We start from the raw sequence: 15,268 nt of genomic DNA on the forward strand, positions 1-15,268 counted from the left end.
ATAGCCTGGGTGTAAAAAAACCGCTGCCCGTAAAGGTCAGCGGTTTTTTTCATTCAGACCCTGTAGTCCAAGCGTTCGGTACCGAAGCACCAACGCCTGTTCACAAAGTGAGGATGGTGCAACCCGTGGTCTTGCGAGCTTCCAACGCCTTGTGCGCCTCCTGAATCTGCGCCAAAGGATAAGTCTGGTCGATGTGGATTTTGACCTTACCGCTGGTCACGGCCTCGAACAAGTCATCGGCCATGGCCTGGGTGTTTTCACGCGTGGTGATGTGGCTGAACAGCGTCTGGCGCGTCACATAGATCGAGCCCTTGTTGCCCAAAATACCGGGGGCAAATGGCGGAACTGCGCCTGAGGCATTGCCAAAGCTGGCCATCAACCCAAACGGGGCCAAGCAATCGAGCGACTTGTCCCACGTGTCCTTGCCCACCGAGTCGTAAACCACTTTCACGCCCGCGCCGCCCGTGATGTCCTTGACCTTGGCCTGGAAGTCCTCGGTGGCGTAGTTGATGCAAAACTCCGCGCCATTGGCTTTGGCCAGTGCGCACTTGGCATCGCTGCCGGCCGTGCCGATCAGGCGCAGACCCAGAGCTTTGGCCCACTGGCAGGCGATCAGGCCCACACCACCGGCAGCCGCATGGAACAGCACAAAGTCACCGGCCTGCAAACCACCCTGGGGCAGCGTGCGCTTGAGCAAATACTGCGCCGTCAAGCCCTTGAGCATCATGGCCGCGCCCGTCTCGAACGAGATCGCATCGGGCAACTTGCACACGCACTTGGCGGGCATCACGCGCACTTCGCAGTAGCTGCCGGGTGGCTGGCTGGCATAGGCGGCGCGGTCACCCACCTTGAGATGCGTGACGCCCTCGCCCACGGCCTCGACCACGCCCGAGGCCTCCATGCCCAGCTTGAGCGGCATGGGGAGTTGGTACAAGCCGCTGCGCTGGTAAACGTCGATGAAGTTCAGGCCAATGGCCTTGTGGCGGATGCGGATCTCGCCCGGGCCGGGTTCGCCGACGGTCACATCGACCAATTTCATGACTTCGGGACCACCGTGTTGGTCGATCTGGACTGCAAGGCTCATGGGATTCTCCTGAAAGATGGAAAGCAAACGATGCGTGACTTTGCCACGAATCACGTCCCTGTGTTCGGGGTGGGGACAGGTCGGAGACAGCGGGAATACCCGAATGCCGATACAGTGCCGCATGTCCCAAAAACTCTCTCCCGGCACGGCCTTGATGCTGACCGTGCCCCCACTGCTGTGGGCTGGCAATGCGGTCATCGGCCGCTTGGTCAACACCTTGGTGCCGCCCATCACGCTCAACTTTTTGCGCTGGGCCGTGGCCTTGTTCATCTTGCTGCCACTGGCCTCGTGGGTGCTGCGGCGCAGCAGCGGTCTGTGGCAACACTGGCGGCGTTTTGCCTTGCTCAGCTTGCTGGGCGTAGGCTGCTACAACGCGCTGCAATACCTGGCGCTGCAAACCTCCACGCCGCTGAATGTGACCCTGGTGGCCGCCAGTGGCCCGGTCTGGATGCTGGCCATCGGGGCGCTGTTTTTTCAGGCACCTGTGCGCCGCGCCCAGATGTATGGCGCGGCGCTGTCGATTGTGGGTGTGCTGGTGGTGCTGTCGCGGGGCGACTGGGCGCAGCTCTTGGCCGTGCGTCTGGTCATTGGCGATTTGTTCGTCTTGCTGGCCACGGCCTGCTGGTCCTGGTACAGCTGGCTGCTCAGCCGCAGGGACGAGCCCGATGCCATCCGCAACGACTGGGCGGCCTTTTTGCTGGCCCAGGTGGTGTTTGGCCTGGGCTGGTCCGGCCTGTTTGCGGGCTTGGAATGGGGCCTGACCGATGCCCACATCACCTGGGGCTGGCCACTCATCAGTGCCTTGGCTTTTGTAGCGGTGGGCCCGGCCGTGCTGGCCTACCGCTGCTGGGGCCTGGGCATCCAGCGGGCAGGGCCAGCGGTAGCCGGTTTTTTTGCCAACCTCACGCCCTTGTTTGCAGCCATTTTTTCGGCAGCCTTTCTGGGCGAGTTGCCGCACCTGTACCACGTGGCGGCGTTCGCGCTGATCGTGGGCGGGATTGTGGTGTCGTCCAGGCAATAAGCCGCAAAGGTTTTGCTCAGCTGCTTCAGACATTTGTGAAGTGAATTCATGCGGCGAGTGCACGAAGCCATTTTGCCAAGGACTCTTTTGCACCGACAGTGGCCCCTCGGCAGACTTGAGTTGATCCGCCCGAAGTGCCCTGGTGGACATCTCGTCGAGCGAGAGGCGAACGCCCAGAGATCCACTGCCCAAGCGATCTCGCAACTCAATGACCGCTGAATTCATGGGTTTCATGCCTGTGTCTTTTGACTGACGAATTTCACCAGGCCTTCGCTGGCCTCTTCGATCAAGTCCAATACGTGTTCAAACCCTTGGCTGCCACCGTAGTAGGGGTCAGGTATGACGGGCGCCTGCGTGGTTTGCAAAAACTCAGCGAATCCCCGGATCTTGTGAAGATGCTGTGCAGGGCACCTTTCTTCCAGCAAGGCGCGGTTGTCCCAATCCATGGTCAGCAGCAAATCAAATTCTTCAAAGTCACGCTCGACAACGGGCCGGGCCCTCAAATGCGACAGGTCATAACCTCGTTTGCGCGCATGCGCCTGGCTGCGTTCATCGGGGGGCGCGTCGGGGTGGAAGTTGTGCGTTCCTGCCGAGTCGATTTTGACTTTGTGCAGAAGATCTTGCTCCGCCAGTCTTTGAAAAAAGACGGCTTGTGCCGTGGGACTTCGACAGATGTTGCCCATGCAAACAAACAGAATTTTGAAATCGGCTGGGTTCATTTCATGCTTTGTTGAGGGTGCATAAAGGGGGGTCAAGCCGTTCACCCCAGATCAGAGGCGTCGGGCCAAAACCACAGCCGCAGACGAGCCCCAGCCGACCGTCCAGCACCACATCCGCAAAAACAAACCCGGATGGCTGCCTGCTAAGGCGGCGGATTCATCTCGGTGATGCTGTTCATCTGCTTGGCATCGGAGCAACAGCGGCAGCAAGCCTTCGGGGCCACCGTGCGCATGGATGTGGTCAATTTGCTGCTGGTAATGGTGATCGACAAAGGTCTCGACCGCCGCAATCGTGGCGTAAACGGCAGGTCTACCTGTTAAGGCTGGCAACGCGCCGGTCAGCCATCCGGCCAAACGCCATGGCCCCAAAAGACGACTTCGCTGTGAGACGGGCAACCAACTTTCCACTTGGGTCAAATGGTCGGCTTCGGTCGCGCCATGTGCCTTGGCAAAAGCCATGAGTTCAAGGTCGCCGCGCCACTGCGCTACGGCTTGAATGCCTTTGTAAATGTAGACAGCACCCGTCTCACCCGCATGGTCAGAACGCAGTTCTTGTACAAGATGGTGGGACAGGCCTTTCGTCATCCACAGCGGTGTGTCAGACACCCAACAGTTTCTTGACTTCGGCCAGCGCCTTCATCGACTCTGTGTGCTTGCCTTCTTTGTGCAATTTTTCACCCTCTTCGCGCAAAGCCTTGACTTTGGACATGTCAGCTGCTGGCAATGTCGCAGAGGGCATCTTGGCATCAATGGCTCGCATCTCACCCGGGCAGCCATGCGCTAAGGCAGTGGCTGCAAAAAACACAAACATTGAACCTAGAACAAGATGTTTCATCGATGAACTCCTTTGTTAAGCCTTCAGGATATGGCAACCTGTCCAACAGAAGACACCTCAAGAATGCTTTGTCCCCAATGAGTGCTCGGGAATAGCTCGCTCAAGGCAAACTGCATTCAAATTTCTTTGTTCTTGGTTAATCGAAATATTGCTTGTTGAAGGAAGAGTGCCACGATGGCCAAATTTTCAGATCGTCTTTCAAGCCTGTCAGAGGGGGATATCTCTGCCATCATCCAGATGGCCTGGGAAGACAGGACTGCCTTTGAAACCATTCAGGAGCGTATGGGTTGGTCTGAGGCAGATGTCATTCGTCTCATGCGACACGAACTGCGTCCCAACACATTTCGGCTGTGGCGCGAGCGTATGAAAGGACGAACGACCAAGCATCGGGCACTGAGAAGCCCAGAAATAAAATTTCACGACCGCCTGGTGGCAGACCATCGAAGGGCGAATTGTTGATTGCCCTTCAAATGGGTCGTAGCGGCAGCCAATGAGAGTGCATTCGAGGTAAGCCGAGGAAAGCCAGTGTCAGCAAGCATAGGCCGCCACCCAGCTTGGGCAGAAAAAATAATTGACTGTTGCCACTGACCGTGGACGGCCCCAAAAAGACCACCAACCGCAGGCTCAAACATCCGCCCAAGGCCACTGCAATGGCCCGATAGCCATTGCAGAACTTCAGCGCACAACGCCAAGATGCGTCAAAACGTCCCCGGATAAGCCCCGCCATCGGCCAACACGTTCTGGCCCGTCATGTAGGCCGCGTGCTGGCTGCACAAAAAGGCGCAGATGGCGCCGAACTCTTGCGGGTTGCCATAGCGCCCTGCCGGGATTTGCGCTTGCTGGATGGCGCGCATTTCTTCCACTGTTTTGCCCTGCTTTTGCGCCATGGCAGGCAGCGTGGCGCGGATGCGGTCGGTGTCGAATTTGCCGGGCAGCAAGTTGTTGATGGTCACGCCTTGCGTGGCGATCTTGCTGCGCGATGCGCCCGCCACAAAACCCGTCAAGCCACTGCGTGCCCCGTTGGACAGGCCCAGCACGTCGATGGGCGCTTTCACCGCACTGGAGGTGATGTTGACGATGCGGCCAAAGCCGCGTGCGGCCATGCGGTCGACCGTGGCTTTGATGAGTTCGATGGGAGTGAGCATGTTGCCGTCGATGGCTTTGAGCCAGGCCTCGCGGTCCCAGTCGCGGAAGTCGCCGGGTGGCGGGCCGCCTGCGTTGGTGACCACGATGTCATAGTCCTTGCCGGGGCCGCCCGCCACGTTCCAGATCGCTTCGCGCCCGGCTTCGGTGGTGATGTCTTGTGCCACCGCGATCAATTGCACTTGACCACCTGTTTCGGCACGCAAGTCGTCTACCGCCTTGTTCAGCACTTCAGCGCCTCGCGCCACCATGACCACGTTCACACCCTCCAGCGCCAAGGCCCGCGCACAGCCCCAGCCCAAGCCTTTGCTCGCGCCGCCCACCAAAGCCCACTTGCCTGCAATGCCCAAATCCATCTTGATCTCCTGTTGGTTTCAAACTTTGGGCGAACGTGTCACCCAGAAAACACCAGACAGCACCAGAACGGTACCGCCCACAATCCACATGTTGAAGGGCTCGCCCAAAATGAACACGCCCATGAGCAGCGTGGACATGGGGCCGATCATGCCGGTCTGCGCCGTCAGGCCCGAGCCGATGCGTTCGATGGCCATCATGACCAGCACCACGGGCACCGCCGTGCAAGCCGTGGCGTTGAGCAGTGACAACCAGATCACGGGCTCGGCCACCTGCGCCGCACCGAGCGGGCGCAGCAGCATGAACTGACCAATGCACAACACACAAGCCACCGAAGTGGCCCAGCCCGCCAGCCTGAGCGAACCCAAACGCTGCACCATCTGACCGCTGTAGCTCAGATACAGCGCATAACTGATGGCACTGCCCAGCACCAGCGCTGCGCCCAAGGCGGCGTTCTTGCCGTCCAGCGCCGCTTCGTGCCCGAACACCAGCATCACACCCGCGTAGCTGATGGCCATGCCTACCCCTTGGCGGTAGCTGATTTTTCGGCCATAAAGCAACCAGCCCAGCACCAAGACCAGCGTGGGGTTGAGGTAAAGAATCAAGCGCTCCAACGACGCGCTGATGTATTCCAAGCCCCAGAAATCCAGAAATGATGCAAGGTAATAGCCGCTGAAGCCCAATCCCAAAATGCCCAGCCAGTCACGCCCAGCAATCCGAGGCTTGCCGCGACCGGCCCACCAGGCCATGCACAAAAACATAGGCAAGGCGAAGAGCATGCGCAACATGACAAGGGTGACCGCATCGACACCATGGCGATAAGCCAACTTGACGATGATGGCTTTGCCGCTGAAGGCGATCGAGCCCGCCATGGCAAACAACAAACCCGTGGTGAGCTGCGGCGAACGTGCAGGCACCGTCAAAAGCCCACCGCCTGCCCATCGCGGCGCGGATCGCTGGCCACCTGATAGCCCTGCACGGCCGGGTCACCCATGCGCCAAATGAATTGGCCTGCGCCAAAGTCCTGGTAAGAATCGTTGATGATGTCGAGCTGGTGGCCGCGTGCGATCAGCTCTTGCACAGTCTGGCCATTCATCGCCGCTTCGACGTTGATGTTCAAGCCCGAGTTGTAGCGCCAGCGCGGTGCGTCACAAGCCGCTTGCGGGTTCTGCCCGTAGTCGAGCATCCGCACCAGGGTTTGCATGTGGCCTTGCGGCTGCATGTTGCCGCCCATCACGCCGTAGCTCATGACCGGCTGGCCGTCTTTGGTCAGGAATGCCGGAATGATGGTCTGGAAGGGCCGCTTGCCGGGCAGGACCAGGTTGGCGGAGTTCTGGCCCTGCAGGTCGGTGCTGAAACCATGGCCCCGGTTTTGCAAGCTGATGCCGTAAGTGGGTTCGACCACGCCCGAACCAAAGCCCATGAAGTTGCTTTGGATGAAACTGATCATCATGCCGTTCTCGTCCGCGGCCGTGAGGTAAATGGTGCCACCCTTGACCGGGTTGCCCGCCTTGAAGTCTTGCGCCTTTTTCATGTCGATCAGCTTGGCGCGGCTGGCCAAATAGGCCGGGGCCAGCATTTGCTCGGGCGGCATCTCCATGAAGCGCGGATCGGCCACGTAGCGGTACACGTCGGCAAAGGCCAGCTTCATGGCTTCGATCTGCAGGTGTTGCGAGTCGGCGCTGTCCACCTTGTGGCTGGCCAGGTCGAAGTTGGACAGGATGCCCAGTGCGATCAGCGCGGCAATGCCTTGGCCGTTGGGCGGGATCTCGTGCAGGGTGTAGCCCCGGTAGTCTTGCGCCATGGGCTTGACCCATTCGGGCTTGAAGTCGGCCAGGTCTTTGGCGGTAATGCTGCCGCCGTTGTCTTTGGCAAAACGCTCAATGGCTTCGGCGATCTCACCGCCATACAGGGCCTGGCCTTTGGTGGCAGCAATGGCCTTGAGGCCCCGCGCCGCGTTCTTGAACTGGAACAACTCGCCCACCTGCGGCGCACGGCCCCAAGGCAAAAAGCTTTGCGCAAAGCCGGGCTGCGACTGCAGCTCGGGTGTGGCCGCAGCCCACTTTTGCTGGACCACCACGGGAATCAAATAACCGCGCTCGGCCACCTCGATGGCGGGCTCCATCAGGTCGGCAAAAGGCAGTTTGCCAAAGCGCTCACTCAAAGCCACCCATCCGGCCACCGCGCCCGGCACGGTAACCGAGTCAAAACCGCGCTTGGGCGGTGTTTTGGTCTCGGCGCCGTATTTGCGGTGAAAGTACTCCGGTGTCCAAGTCGCAGGCGCGGGGCCGGAGGAATTCAGGCCGTGCAGCTCTTGGCCGTCCCACAGGATGGCAAACGCGTCCGAACCCAAGCCGCAGCTCACGGGCTCGGTCAGGGTGATCACGGCGGCAGCGGCGATGGCGGCATCGACCGCGTTGCCGCCCTTGAGCATCATGCGCAAGCCTGCTTGCGCGGCCAGCGGGTGCGAGGTGGAGACCACATTGCGCGCAAACAGCGGCAAGCGGGTGCTGGTGTAGGGGAACTGGTAGTCGAAGTTCATGTCATTCCAAAGTGATCTTGCGTTCGGTGATGATCTTTTTCCATTTGGCCGACTCTTTGGCCAACATGGCGCTGAACTGAGCGGGCGTGCCACCCACGGGCTCAATGCCCAGGCGCTGCAGCTTGTCGATGACTTCCGGGTCCTGCAGCACTTGGTTGGCCGCTGTGTTCACACGGCTCACCACTTCGGGTGGCAAACCTTTGGGGCCAAACAAACCAAACCAGGTGTTGGACTCGTAACCCGGCAGGACATCGGCAATAGGGGGGACGCCGGGCGCCAAAGCGGTGGGTTTGAGGGTGGTCACACCCAAGGCACGCAAACGGCCATCGCGCACATGCGGCAGCCCGGTGGGCAAGCTGTCAAAAAGCACATCGACCTTGCCACTGACCAGATCGGGAATGGCCAAGGCTGTGCCCTTGTAGGGGATGTGCACGACAAACAGATCGGCCTGCGCCTTGAACAGCTCCGCCGACAACTGCACGATGGTGCCGTTGCCGCTCGATGCGTAGTTCAAACGGCCGGGGTTCTTTTTGGCGTAGTCGATCCACTCCTTGACCGTTTTGGCCGGAGAGCTGTTGGGCACCAGCATGATGCTGGGCGCATTGCCCACCTGGCTGATGGGGGTGAAATCCTTGACCGCGTCGTAGGGCATGCGCGGGTTCAAGTTGGGGCCAATCGAGTGGGTGCTGGAGGTGGACAGCAACAAGGTGTAGCCATCCGGGCTGGCCTTGGCCGCCAGATCGGAGCCCAGCGTGCCTCCAGCACCCGGGCGGTTTTCCACCACCAGGGAAGCGCCCATTTTTTCGCTGAGCTTTTGCGACAAAGTACGCGCAAACAAATCGGTGGCCCCGCCCGCCGGGAACGGCACGATCAAGCGCACAGGTTTGCTGGGGTAGTTCTGGGCTTGAGCCGTGCCGCAGCCGATCAGCACCGCAGCCGCAGCGCACAGGCCACGGAGCCAGTTTGTTTTGTTCATGGGAACACTCCAGATAGAACCATCTTGCAAGCAAGAAAACGTCTATTTTCTCAGACGCACTGCGGCCCTGCTGCACCCAAGCGACAAAACCACGAAGACGGCTATCTGGGCAAAGCACCAATGACAACGGCCTCCGAAGAGGCCGTTGTGCGCTGTGATCAAGCGTTCGTCACTCTTCGACGAAAGCTTCTTCACGCTTGGACTTGATGGACGGCAAGGCCACGATGACCAGCAGCAACACAGCCGCCGCCAGCAAACCTGCCGACAAGGGTCGCGTGACAAACACGCTCCAGTCGCCACGCGACAAGAGCATGGCGCGACGCAGGTTTTCCTCCATCATGGGGCCCAGAATAAAGCCCAGCAGCAAAGGCGCAGGCTCCATGCCGAGTTTGATGAAGGTGTAGCCCACCACACCGAACATGGCCACCATCCAGATGTCCCAGGTGTTGTTGTTGGTCGAATACACACCAATGGCGCAGAACAACACGATGGCCGGGAACAACCAGCGGTAAGGCACCGTCAGCAGCTTGATCCAGATGCCGATCAGCGGCAGGTTCAGGATGATCAACATGGCGTTGCCGATCCACATCGAGGCGATCAGACCCCAGAACAGCTCGGGGTTGCTGGTCATCACCTGGGGGCCAGGCTGGATGTTGTGGATGGTCATCGCACCCACCATCAAGGCCATGACGGCGTTGGGCGGGATGCCCAGCGTCAACAGAGGGATGAAGGAAGTCTGCGAAGCCGAGTTATTGGCCGACTCGGGCGAGGCCACACCACGGATGTTGCCTTGACCGAAAGGCACTTCGCCTGGACGGAGTTTGGTTTTCTTCTCGATGGTGTAAGCCGCAAAAGCTGCCAACAAGGCACCACCACCGGGCAGGATACCCAAGGCCGAACCCAAGGCGGTACCGCGCAACACAGCAGGCACCATGTTCTTGAAATCTTCGACGTTGGGCATCAAGCCAGTCACTTTGGCTGTGAAGACTTCGCGGTCTTCTTCAGGCTTGGACAGGTTGGAGATGATCTCGCCGTAACCGAACACACCCATGGCGATGGTGATGAAACCCACACCGTCGGTCAGTTCAGGAATGTCAAAGCTGAAACGGGCCACACCCGAGTTCACGTCGGTGCCGATCAGGCCCATCAGCAAACCCAGCACGATCATGCCCACGGCCTTGATCAGGGAACCCGAAGCCAGCACCACAGCGCCGATCAGGCCCAGCACCATCAGCGAGAAGTATTCGGCCGGGCCGAACTTGAAGGCCACTTCAGTCAGCGGACCTGCAAAGGCCGCCAAAATCAAGGTACCCACGCAACCGGCAAAGAAAGAGCCCAGACCCGCCGCTGCCAAAGCAGGACCGGCCCGGCCTTTGCGGGCCATCTGATAGCCATCGATCATGGTCACCACCGAGGAGGCTTCTCCCGGCAGGTTGACCAAAATGGCGGTGGTGGAGCCACCATATTGGGCGCCGTAGTAGATACCGGCCAACATGATCAACGCAGCCACTGGGGGCAAAGCGTAGGTGGCAGGCAGCAGCATGGCAATGGTGGCCACAGGGCCCACACCAGGCAAGACGCCGATCAGGGTCCCGAGCAGGCAGCCGATGAACGCATAAATCAGGTTCTGGAAGGTGAAGGCCACCCCAAAACCCAGGGCGAGGTTGTCAAACAATTCCATGATTTTTTAATCCTCAACCGGTGATGAATGTGGGCCAGACAGGGAACTGCAGTTTCAGCAGCAACACGAAGGCTGCATAACTGCCAATCGACAGGACCGTGGCCAGAATCAGAACTTCCTTCAGCTTGTAACTGTCTGCGGCCAGGCTGACCACCAAAGTGGTGCCATAAATGGCCGCAATCAATCCCATGGCAGGCAAGCCCATACTCGGCAAGCCCCCCAACAAAATGCCAAACAACAAGTTGCCGGCGATGATGAAAAACAAAGGTTTCCAGGCCCATGAGCCGATTTTGTCGCCGCCCTGGGTTTCCACTGTCAAGGACTTGAACATGACGAACGCGCCGATGATGGCCAACAAAATGCCCAGCAAAAGCGGGAAGTAGCCTGGCCCCATGCGGGCACCTGTACCCACGTTGTAGTTCGTAGCGCCAAATGCGAAGGCGCCGCCTGCCACAAGGTAAAACAGTCCTGAGAAAAAGTCTTTTTGACTTTTGATGTTCACGAGATATCTCCTCTGATTTGAGTTGACGAGATTTTGCGTGAACATTGCGCTTTCAGTGATGTGGGTTACACCTATGTCGCCGGGGTGACGAGCACATGGTTTACCCTGATACACACCCCACAAAGATGCAGGTTTTCGCTGACAACACTCACTTGCTCAAGGGCTTGAAAACCTTGAGCCATTTCGGTGCAGGCAGGCCCCATTTTTCTTCGATGGCGCTGGCTGCCGCCAGCAAGGCATCGCGTGAGGGTCGGCTGGCGGTGCGCTGCGCGAGCACGATGGCATTGCCCTCGCGCGTGGACTTGAAAGCCCAGACCGCATCTTCGCCAAAGGCGGCGCAAATTTTTTCCACACTTTCACCGTAGCTGGACGAGCGGCCAAACAGGTTCACGGTCATGCAGCCTTGTGGGCTGAGCAGATCACGGCAATGGCGGTAGAAGTCAGGCGTGTCCAGCACCGGGGCTGCGGCTTCTTCGTCGTACAAATCCACCTGCAGCGCATCGACCGTGCCACGCCATTCGTCCGACTGGATTTCCTGCGCCGCATCGGCCAACACCACACGCAAGCGTTCATCGTCGGGCGGCAGGCGAAACCAGCCCCGGCAGGCGTGCAGCACACCAGGGTTGAGTTCGATAGCGGTGCAGGTCATCTTGAGTTTCTTGTAGCAAAACTTGGTGATGGTGCCCGCCCCCAGCCCCAGCTGCATGGCGTGTGCACCCTTGACCTCGGCATGCGGGAAAAACAGCAGCCAGCCAAACATGCGCTGCACGTATTCCAACTCGATGTCAAAGGGCCGGTCCAGAAACATCGAGCCCTGAATCCATTCGGTGCCCAGGTGCAGATAACGGATTTCGCCGTCTTCGGAGAAATTGACTTCGGGCAGTTCAATGGCTTTGTTGGCGGCTTTTTTGCGGGTCATTCAGGGTTTCCATGGGCGCGCGCGAGTGAGGCTGCGCCAGCTGCAGTGCCGGGCCAAAGGCCATGCGTTTGCATGACCGCGCACCAGGCAGCGCGTTTTTGTTCAAAGGTCCACGACGCATGGGCGGGACTCGTCGATGGTAGGCGATGGAGCGTGACTTGCTCGGCCAAACCGGCCTGCATCAGTGATTTTTTGACCGCCTTGGCATGGCGAAAGCTTTCTGCCCCATTGTGGGCGATGCCACTCAGCCGTGGGCAGCGCTGCAACAGGTCCGGGAAATCATTGAGTTGCGCAGCACGGATCGCGCTGTCCAGACTGCCCTCGCGCTCGCATTGCGCGTACACATCCCACACACCCACGCCTTGGGCCAGCAGGCACTGACAGCGCAGGGTGTAGTCGCGGTCAGCGGGCCAGGGCGCATCGGGCCACAGGGCCTGCATGATGCGCCAGAAATGGTTTTGCGGGTGGGCGTAGTACTGCTGCAACTGCAATGATTTGACGCTCGGAAAACTGCCCAACACCAGCACGCGGGTGTCAGCGCACACCATTGGAGGCAAGCCCTGCAGGCGAAGGGACGCCGAAGCATCGGTCTGCACAGGCCCGCTCATCTGCTGACTCACCTGACCACTCATGTGCGCGCCAACTTCGGCAAGACCCGCAATGCATTGCGCGTGGTGGCCGCAGCCAGATCGTTCAAGGACACGCCCCGCACATCGGCCAGGACCTGCGCGATGCGGGGCAATTCGGTCGGACTGTTGCGACCTTGAGGCTCGCCCTGCTCCCGCTGCTCGGCCGTCCGGTAGAGCCACTGCGGCGGGATGTCGGGCGCATCGGTCTCCAGCACGATATGGGTCAGTGGCAGATGGCAGGCCAGGCTGCGCAGCTGCAAAGACCGCTCATAGGTCAGCGTGCCGCCAAAACCCAGCGCCAAGCCCATGTCCACAAAGGCCTGCGCCTGCTGGGCGCTGCCATTGAAGGCGTGCGCGATGCCTGAAAGCACCGGGCACTGACGCAGGCCTTTGAGCAACAGGTCGGCCGAGCGCCGCACATGCAGGATCACGGGCAGGCCGTGCTTTTGGGCCAACTTCAGTTGCGCGGTGTAAAAAAACCATTGGCGTTCACGCATGGCGGGGGTGCACAGTTCGGGCACAAAAAAGTCCAGCCCGATCTCGCCCACCGCCACCAGCCTCGGGTCGCTTGCGCGCTCGCTCAGGGCCTGGTCCAGCGCCAGCAAGTCACCGTCCTGCGCATGCGGCACAAACAAAGGGTGGATGCCCAAGGCGTAAGCGTCGCCGTGCCACTGAGCCAGCTGCGCCACCTCGGCCCAGTGCTTGGCGTGCACCGCCGGAATCACACAGCGCGTCACACCGGCCTGGCGGGCCGTTGCACGCACCGCTTCGCGGTCGGCATCAAACTCGGCCGCGTCCAGATGGCAATGCGTGTCGATCCACATTCGAAAATTCAGACAGGCGCTTGCAACACACCCTTGACCAGGTGCAGCTGACGGTCGCAACGTGCAGCCAGCGCTTGGTCGTGTGTGACCACTACAAAGGCGGTGCCGCGCTCGCGGGCCAGTTGCAACATCATCGCAAACACACCGTCCGCCGTTTCGCGGTCCAGGTTGCCCGTGGGCTCGTCGGCCAGCACGCACGCCGGGTCGTTCACCAAGGCGCGGGCCAGCGCTACGCGCTGGCGTTCACCACCCGACAACTCGGCCGGCCGGTGATGCAGACGCTCACCCAGTCCCACACGCTGCAGCCACTGCGTGGCCACGGCGGCGGCTTCGGTGCGGTCTTGGCGGCGAATCCACAGCGGCATGGCCACGTTGTCCAGGGCGCTGAACTCGGGCAGCAAGTGGTGAAACTGGTAGACAAAACCCAGATAGCGGTTGCGCCACTGGCCTTGCTCGGCCGCACTCAAGGCCGACAGCAACTGCCCTTTGAGCTGCACCGCGCCTTGCGTGGGCGCATCCAGCCCGCCCAACAAATGCAACAAGGTGCTTTTGCCCGAACCCGAGGCACCCACGATGGCCAGCGTCTCACCCGCGTGCACGGCCAGGTCCACGCCCTGCAATACAGTCACATCCAGCCGCCCTTCGGTGAAGCGCTTGGTCAGGCCCTGGGCCTGAAGCACCACGGGATTTTTCGTATCACTCATAACGCAGCGCCTCCGCCGGGTTGACCTGGCTGGCGCGCCAGCTGGGGTAGAGCGTGGCCACAAAGGCCAACACCAAAGAAATGATGGCCACCGGCAAAATGTCGCTGGCCAGCGGCTCGCTGGGCATGCGGCTGATCAGGTAAATGTCACGCGGCAAAAAGCTGGCGTTGAACAGCTTTTCCAAGGCGGGCACGATCACGTCGATGTTGAAAGCCACCAGCAGGCCCAGCAACAAACCACTCAGGGTGCCGATCACGCCCACCGTGGCGCCCTGCACCACAAAAATGCCCATGATGCTGCGCGGGCTGGCCCCCAGCGTGCGCAAGATGGCGATGTCGGCGCGCTTGTCGGTCACCGTCATCACCAGCGTGCTGACCAGATTGAAGGCCGCCACCGCCACGATCAGGGTGAGGATGATGAACATCATGCGTTTTTCGACCTGCACGGCGGCAAACCAGGTGCGGTTTTGCTGCGTCCAGTCGCGCACAAAGAACTGCGGGCCCAATGCCAGCTGCAGATCACGCGCCGCCTCACGCGCCAGATGCAAATCACGCAGTTTCAGGCGCACGCCGCTCGGGCCTTCCAGCCGGAACATGCGGGCAGCGTCGTCCACATGCATCAGCGCCAGCGCCGAGTCGTATTCGTAGTGCCCCGATGAAAACGTGCCCACCACACCCATCTGCTTCATGCGCGGCACCACCCCAGCAGGCGTGACTTGACCAGACGGCGACACCAAGGTCACTGGGTCACCGGTCTGCACGCCCAGGTTGTTGGCCAGATCGCGGCCCAGCACCAGGCTGAACGCGCCCGGCTGCAGATGCTGCAGCACACCGGCTTGCGTATCGTTCGACAAATCGCTGACTTCGGGCTCCAGCGCCGGGTCGATGCCGCGCACCAGCACACCTTTCATGTCGTCGCCCCGCGCCAGCAGAGCCTGCGCGGTGATGAAAGGCGCAGCACCCACCACTTGCGGATGCGCCTTCAGCCGGGCCAGCAAAGCAGGCAATTCGGCCACAGCCGCACCATCGGCCGCATAAACCTCGATGTGCGAGACCACGCCCAACATGCGGTCGCGCACTTCTTTTTGAAACCCGTTCATCACGCTCAGGACGATGATGAGCGCGGCCACCCCGAGGCCAATGCCCATCATGGACACCCCCGAAATGAAGGAAATGAAGCCATTGCGCCGTGTGGCGCGGCCTGCACGCGTGTAGCGCCAGCCGAGCACCAGCTCGTAGGGAATGTTTTTGAAAAAAGACATAGACCCGTATTGTGACGAATGAACCCAACGACTCATCCCGCGTCAACCAAAGGCCCGTGCCGGCACGGTTAGCG

General features: G+C 60.3%; 17 protein-coding genes. 2 read left to right on the plus strand and 15 right to left on the minus strand.

The genetic code is table 11. The features are described 5' to 3' along the window. Positions 1 to 100: 100 nt before the first annotated feature. The gene (locus B9Z47_RS10215; protein ID WP_108331111.1) at positions 101 to 1,084 is read right to left on the minus strand and encodes a quinone oxidoreductase; all 984 of its coding nucleotides are present in this window, start codon (positions 1,082 to 1,084) and stop codon (positions 101 to 103) included. A gap of 121 nt (positions 1,085 to 1,205) precedes the next feature. On the opposite strand from B9Z47_RS10215, the gene B9Z47_RS10220 reads away from it, so the two are divergent. Further along, the gene (locus tag B9Z47_RS10220; RefSeq protein WP_108331112.1) at positions 1,206 to 2,105 is read left to right on the plus strand and encodes a DMT family transporter; all 900 of its coding nucleotides are present in this window, start codon (positions 1,206 to 1,208) and stop codon (positions 2,103 to 2,105) included. Between the two features lie 230 nt (positions 2,106 to 2,335). On the opposite strand, the gene B9Z47_RS10225 is transcribed toward B9Z47_RS10220, so the two are convergent. The 3 genes from B9Z47_RS10225 to B9Z47_RS10235 are packed head-to-tail and all read right to left on the minus strand — an operon-like array spanning position 2,336 to position 3,659. Further along, positions 2,336 to 2,824, minus strand: coding sequence for a low molecular weight protein-tyrosine-phosphatase (locus tag B9Z47_RS10225; protein WP_108331113.1), 489 nt, complete (start codon positions 2,822 to 2,824; stop codon positions 2,336 to 2,338). A 51-nt stretch (positions 2,825 to 2,875) separates the two neighbouring features. Next, positions 2,876 to 3,430, minus strand: coding sequence for a demethoxyubiquinone hydroxylase family protein (locus tag B9Z47_RS10230; RefSeq protein ID WP_233253748.1), 555 nt, complete (start codon positions 3,428 to 3,430; stop codon positions 2,876 to 2,878). Continuing rightward, positions 3,423 to 3,659, minus strand: coding sequence for a hypothetical protein (locus tag B9Z47_RS10235; protein WP_108331115.1), 237 nt, complete (start codon positions 3,657 to 3,659; stop codon positions 3,423 to 3,425). The genes B9Z47_RS10230 and B9Z47_RS10235 overlap by 8 nt, the downstream gene beginning before the upstream one ends. 174 nt (positions 3,660 to 3,833) lie before the next feature. On the opposite strand from B9Z47_RS10235, the gene B9Z47_RS10240 reads away from it, so the two are divergent. Further along, positions 3,834 to 4,118, plus strand: a complete 285-nt coding sequence (locus B9Z47_RS10240) for a TIGR03643 family protein (protein WP_108331116.1) — start codon at positions 3,834 to 3,836, stop codon at positions 4,116 to 4,118. Positions 4,119 to 4,357: 239 nt separating this feature from the next. Here the strand turns inward: B9Z47_RS10240 and B9Z47_RS10245 are convergent, their stop codons facing one another. The 11 genes from B9Z47_RS10245 to B9Z47_RS10295 form a co-directional block, all read right to left on the minus strand. Then, positions 4,358 to 5,158 carry an SDR family oxidoreductase gene (locus tag B9Z47_RS10245; RefSeq protein ID WP_108331117.1) on the minus strand — a complete coding sequence of 267 codons (801 nt, stop codon included), beginning with the start codon at positions 5,156 to 5,158 and terminating at the stop codon, positions 4,358 to 4,360. Positions 5,159 to 5,176: 18 nt separating this feature from the next. Next, the gene (locus tag B9Z47_RS10250) at positions 5,177 to 6,079 is read right to left on the minus strand and encodes a DMT family transporter (RefSeq protein ID WP_108331118.1); all 903 of its coding nucleotides are present in this window, start codon (positions 6,077 to 6,079) and stop codon (positions 5,177 to 5,179) included. After that, on the minus strand, positions 6,076 to 7,698 hold the full coding sequence (locus B9Z47_RS10255; protein WP_108331119.1) for a gamma-glutamyltransferase family protein: 1,623 nt from the start codon (positions 7,696 to 7,698) through the stop codon (positions 6,076 to 6,078). The genes B9Z47_RS10250 and B9Z47_RS10255 overlap by 4 nt, the downstream gene beginning before the upstream one ends. A gap of 1 nt (position 7,699) precedes the next feature. Next, a complete protein-coding gene (locus B9Z47_RS10260) occupies positions 7,700 to 8,674 on the minus strand; it encodes a tripartite tricarboxylate transporter substrate binding protein (protein ID WP_108331120.1) in 975 nt (324 codons plus the stop codon). Positions 8,675 to 8,843: 169 nt separating this feature from the next. Continuing rightward, complete coding sequence (locus tag B9Z47_RS10265) at positions 8,844 to 10,355, minus strand: tripartite tricarboxylate transporter permease (RefSeq protein ID WP_108331121.1); 1,512 nt, start codon at positions 10,353 to 10,355, stop codon at positions 8,844 to 8,846. 13 nt (positions 10,356 to 10,368) lie between these two features. Then, positions 10,369 to 10,857, minus strand: a complete 489-nt coding sequence (locus B9Z47_RS10270; protein ID WP_108331122.1) for a tripartite tricarboxylate transporter TctB family protein — start codon at positions 10,855 to 10,857, stop codon at positions 10,369 to 10,371. 148 nt (positions 10,858 to 11,005) lie between these two features. Then, positions 11,006 to 11,776 carry a spermidine synthase gene (locus B9Z47_RS10275; protein WP_108331123.1) on the minus strand — a complete coding sequence of 257 codons (771 nt, stop codon included), beginning with the start codon at positions 11,774 to 11,776 and terminating at the stop codon, positions 11,006 to 11,008. Then, positions 11,773 to 12,408: a DNA-deoxyinosine glycosylase gene (locus B9Z47_RS10280; protein ID WP_233253749.1), complete on the minus strand. Its 636-nt coding sequence runs from the start codon at positions 12,406 to 12,408 to the stop codon at positions 11,773 to 11,775. Before B9Z47_RS10280 ends, B9Z47_RS10275 begins: the two co-directional genes overlap by 4 nt. Further along, positions 12,405 to 13,229, minus strand: coding sequence for a TatD family hydrolase (locus B9Z47_RS10285; RefSeq protein ID WP_108331124.1), 825 nt, complete (start codon positions 13,227 to 13,229; stop codon positions 12,405 to 12,407). The genes B9Z47_RS10280 and B9Z47_RS10285 overlap by 4 nt, the downstream gene beginning before the upstream one ends. A gap of 8 nt (positions 13,230 to 13,237) precedes the next feature. After that, positions 13,238 to 13,933 carry a lipoprotein-releasing ABC transporter ATP-binding protein LolD gene (lolD, locus tag B9Z47_RS10290; protein ID WP_108331125.1) on the minus strand — a complete coding sequence of 232 codons (696 nt, stop codon included), beginning with the start codon at positions 13,931 to 13,933 and terminating at the stop codon, positions 13,238 to 13,240. Next, positions 13,926 to 15,194 carry a lipoprotein-releasing ABC transporter permease subunit gene (locus B9Z47_RS10295; RefSeq protein WP_108331126.1) on the minus strand — a complete coding sequence of 423 codons (1,269 nt, stop codon included), beginning with the start codon at positions 15,192 to 15,194 and terminating at the stop codon, positions 13,926 to 13,928. The genes lolD and B9Z47_RS10295 overlap by 8 nt, the downstream gene beginning before the upstream one ends. Positions 15,195 to 15,268: the final 74 nt, after the last annotated feature.

Origin of the sequence: Limnohabitans sp. 2KL-1 (assembly GCF_003063435.1) — a bacterium.
Lineage (GTDB): Bacteria > Pseudomonadota > Gammaproteobacteria > Burkholderiales > Burkholderiaceae_C > Limnohabitans_A.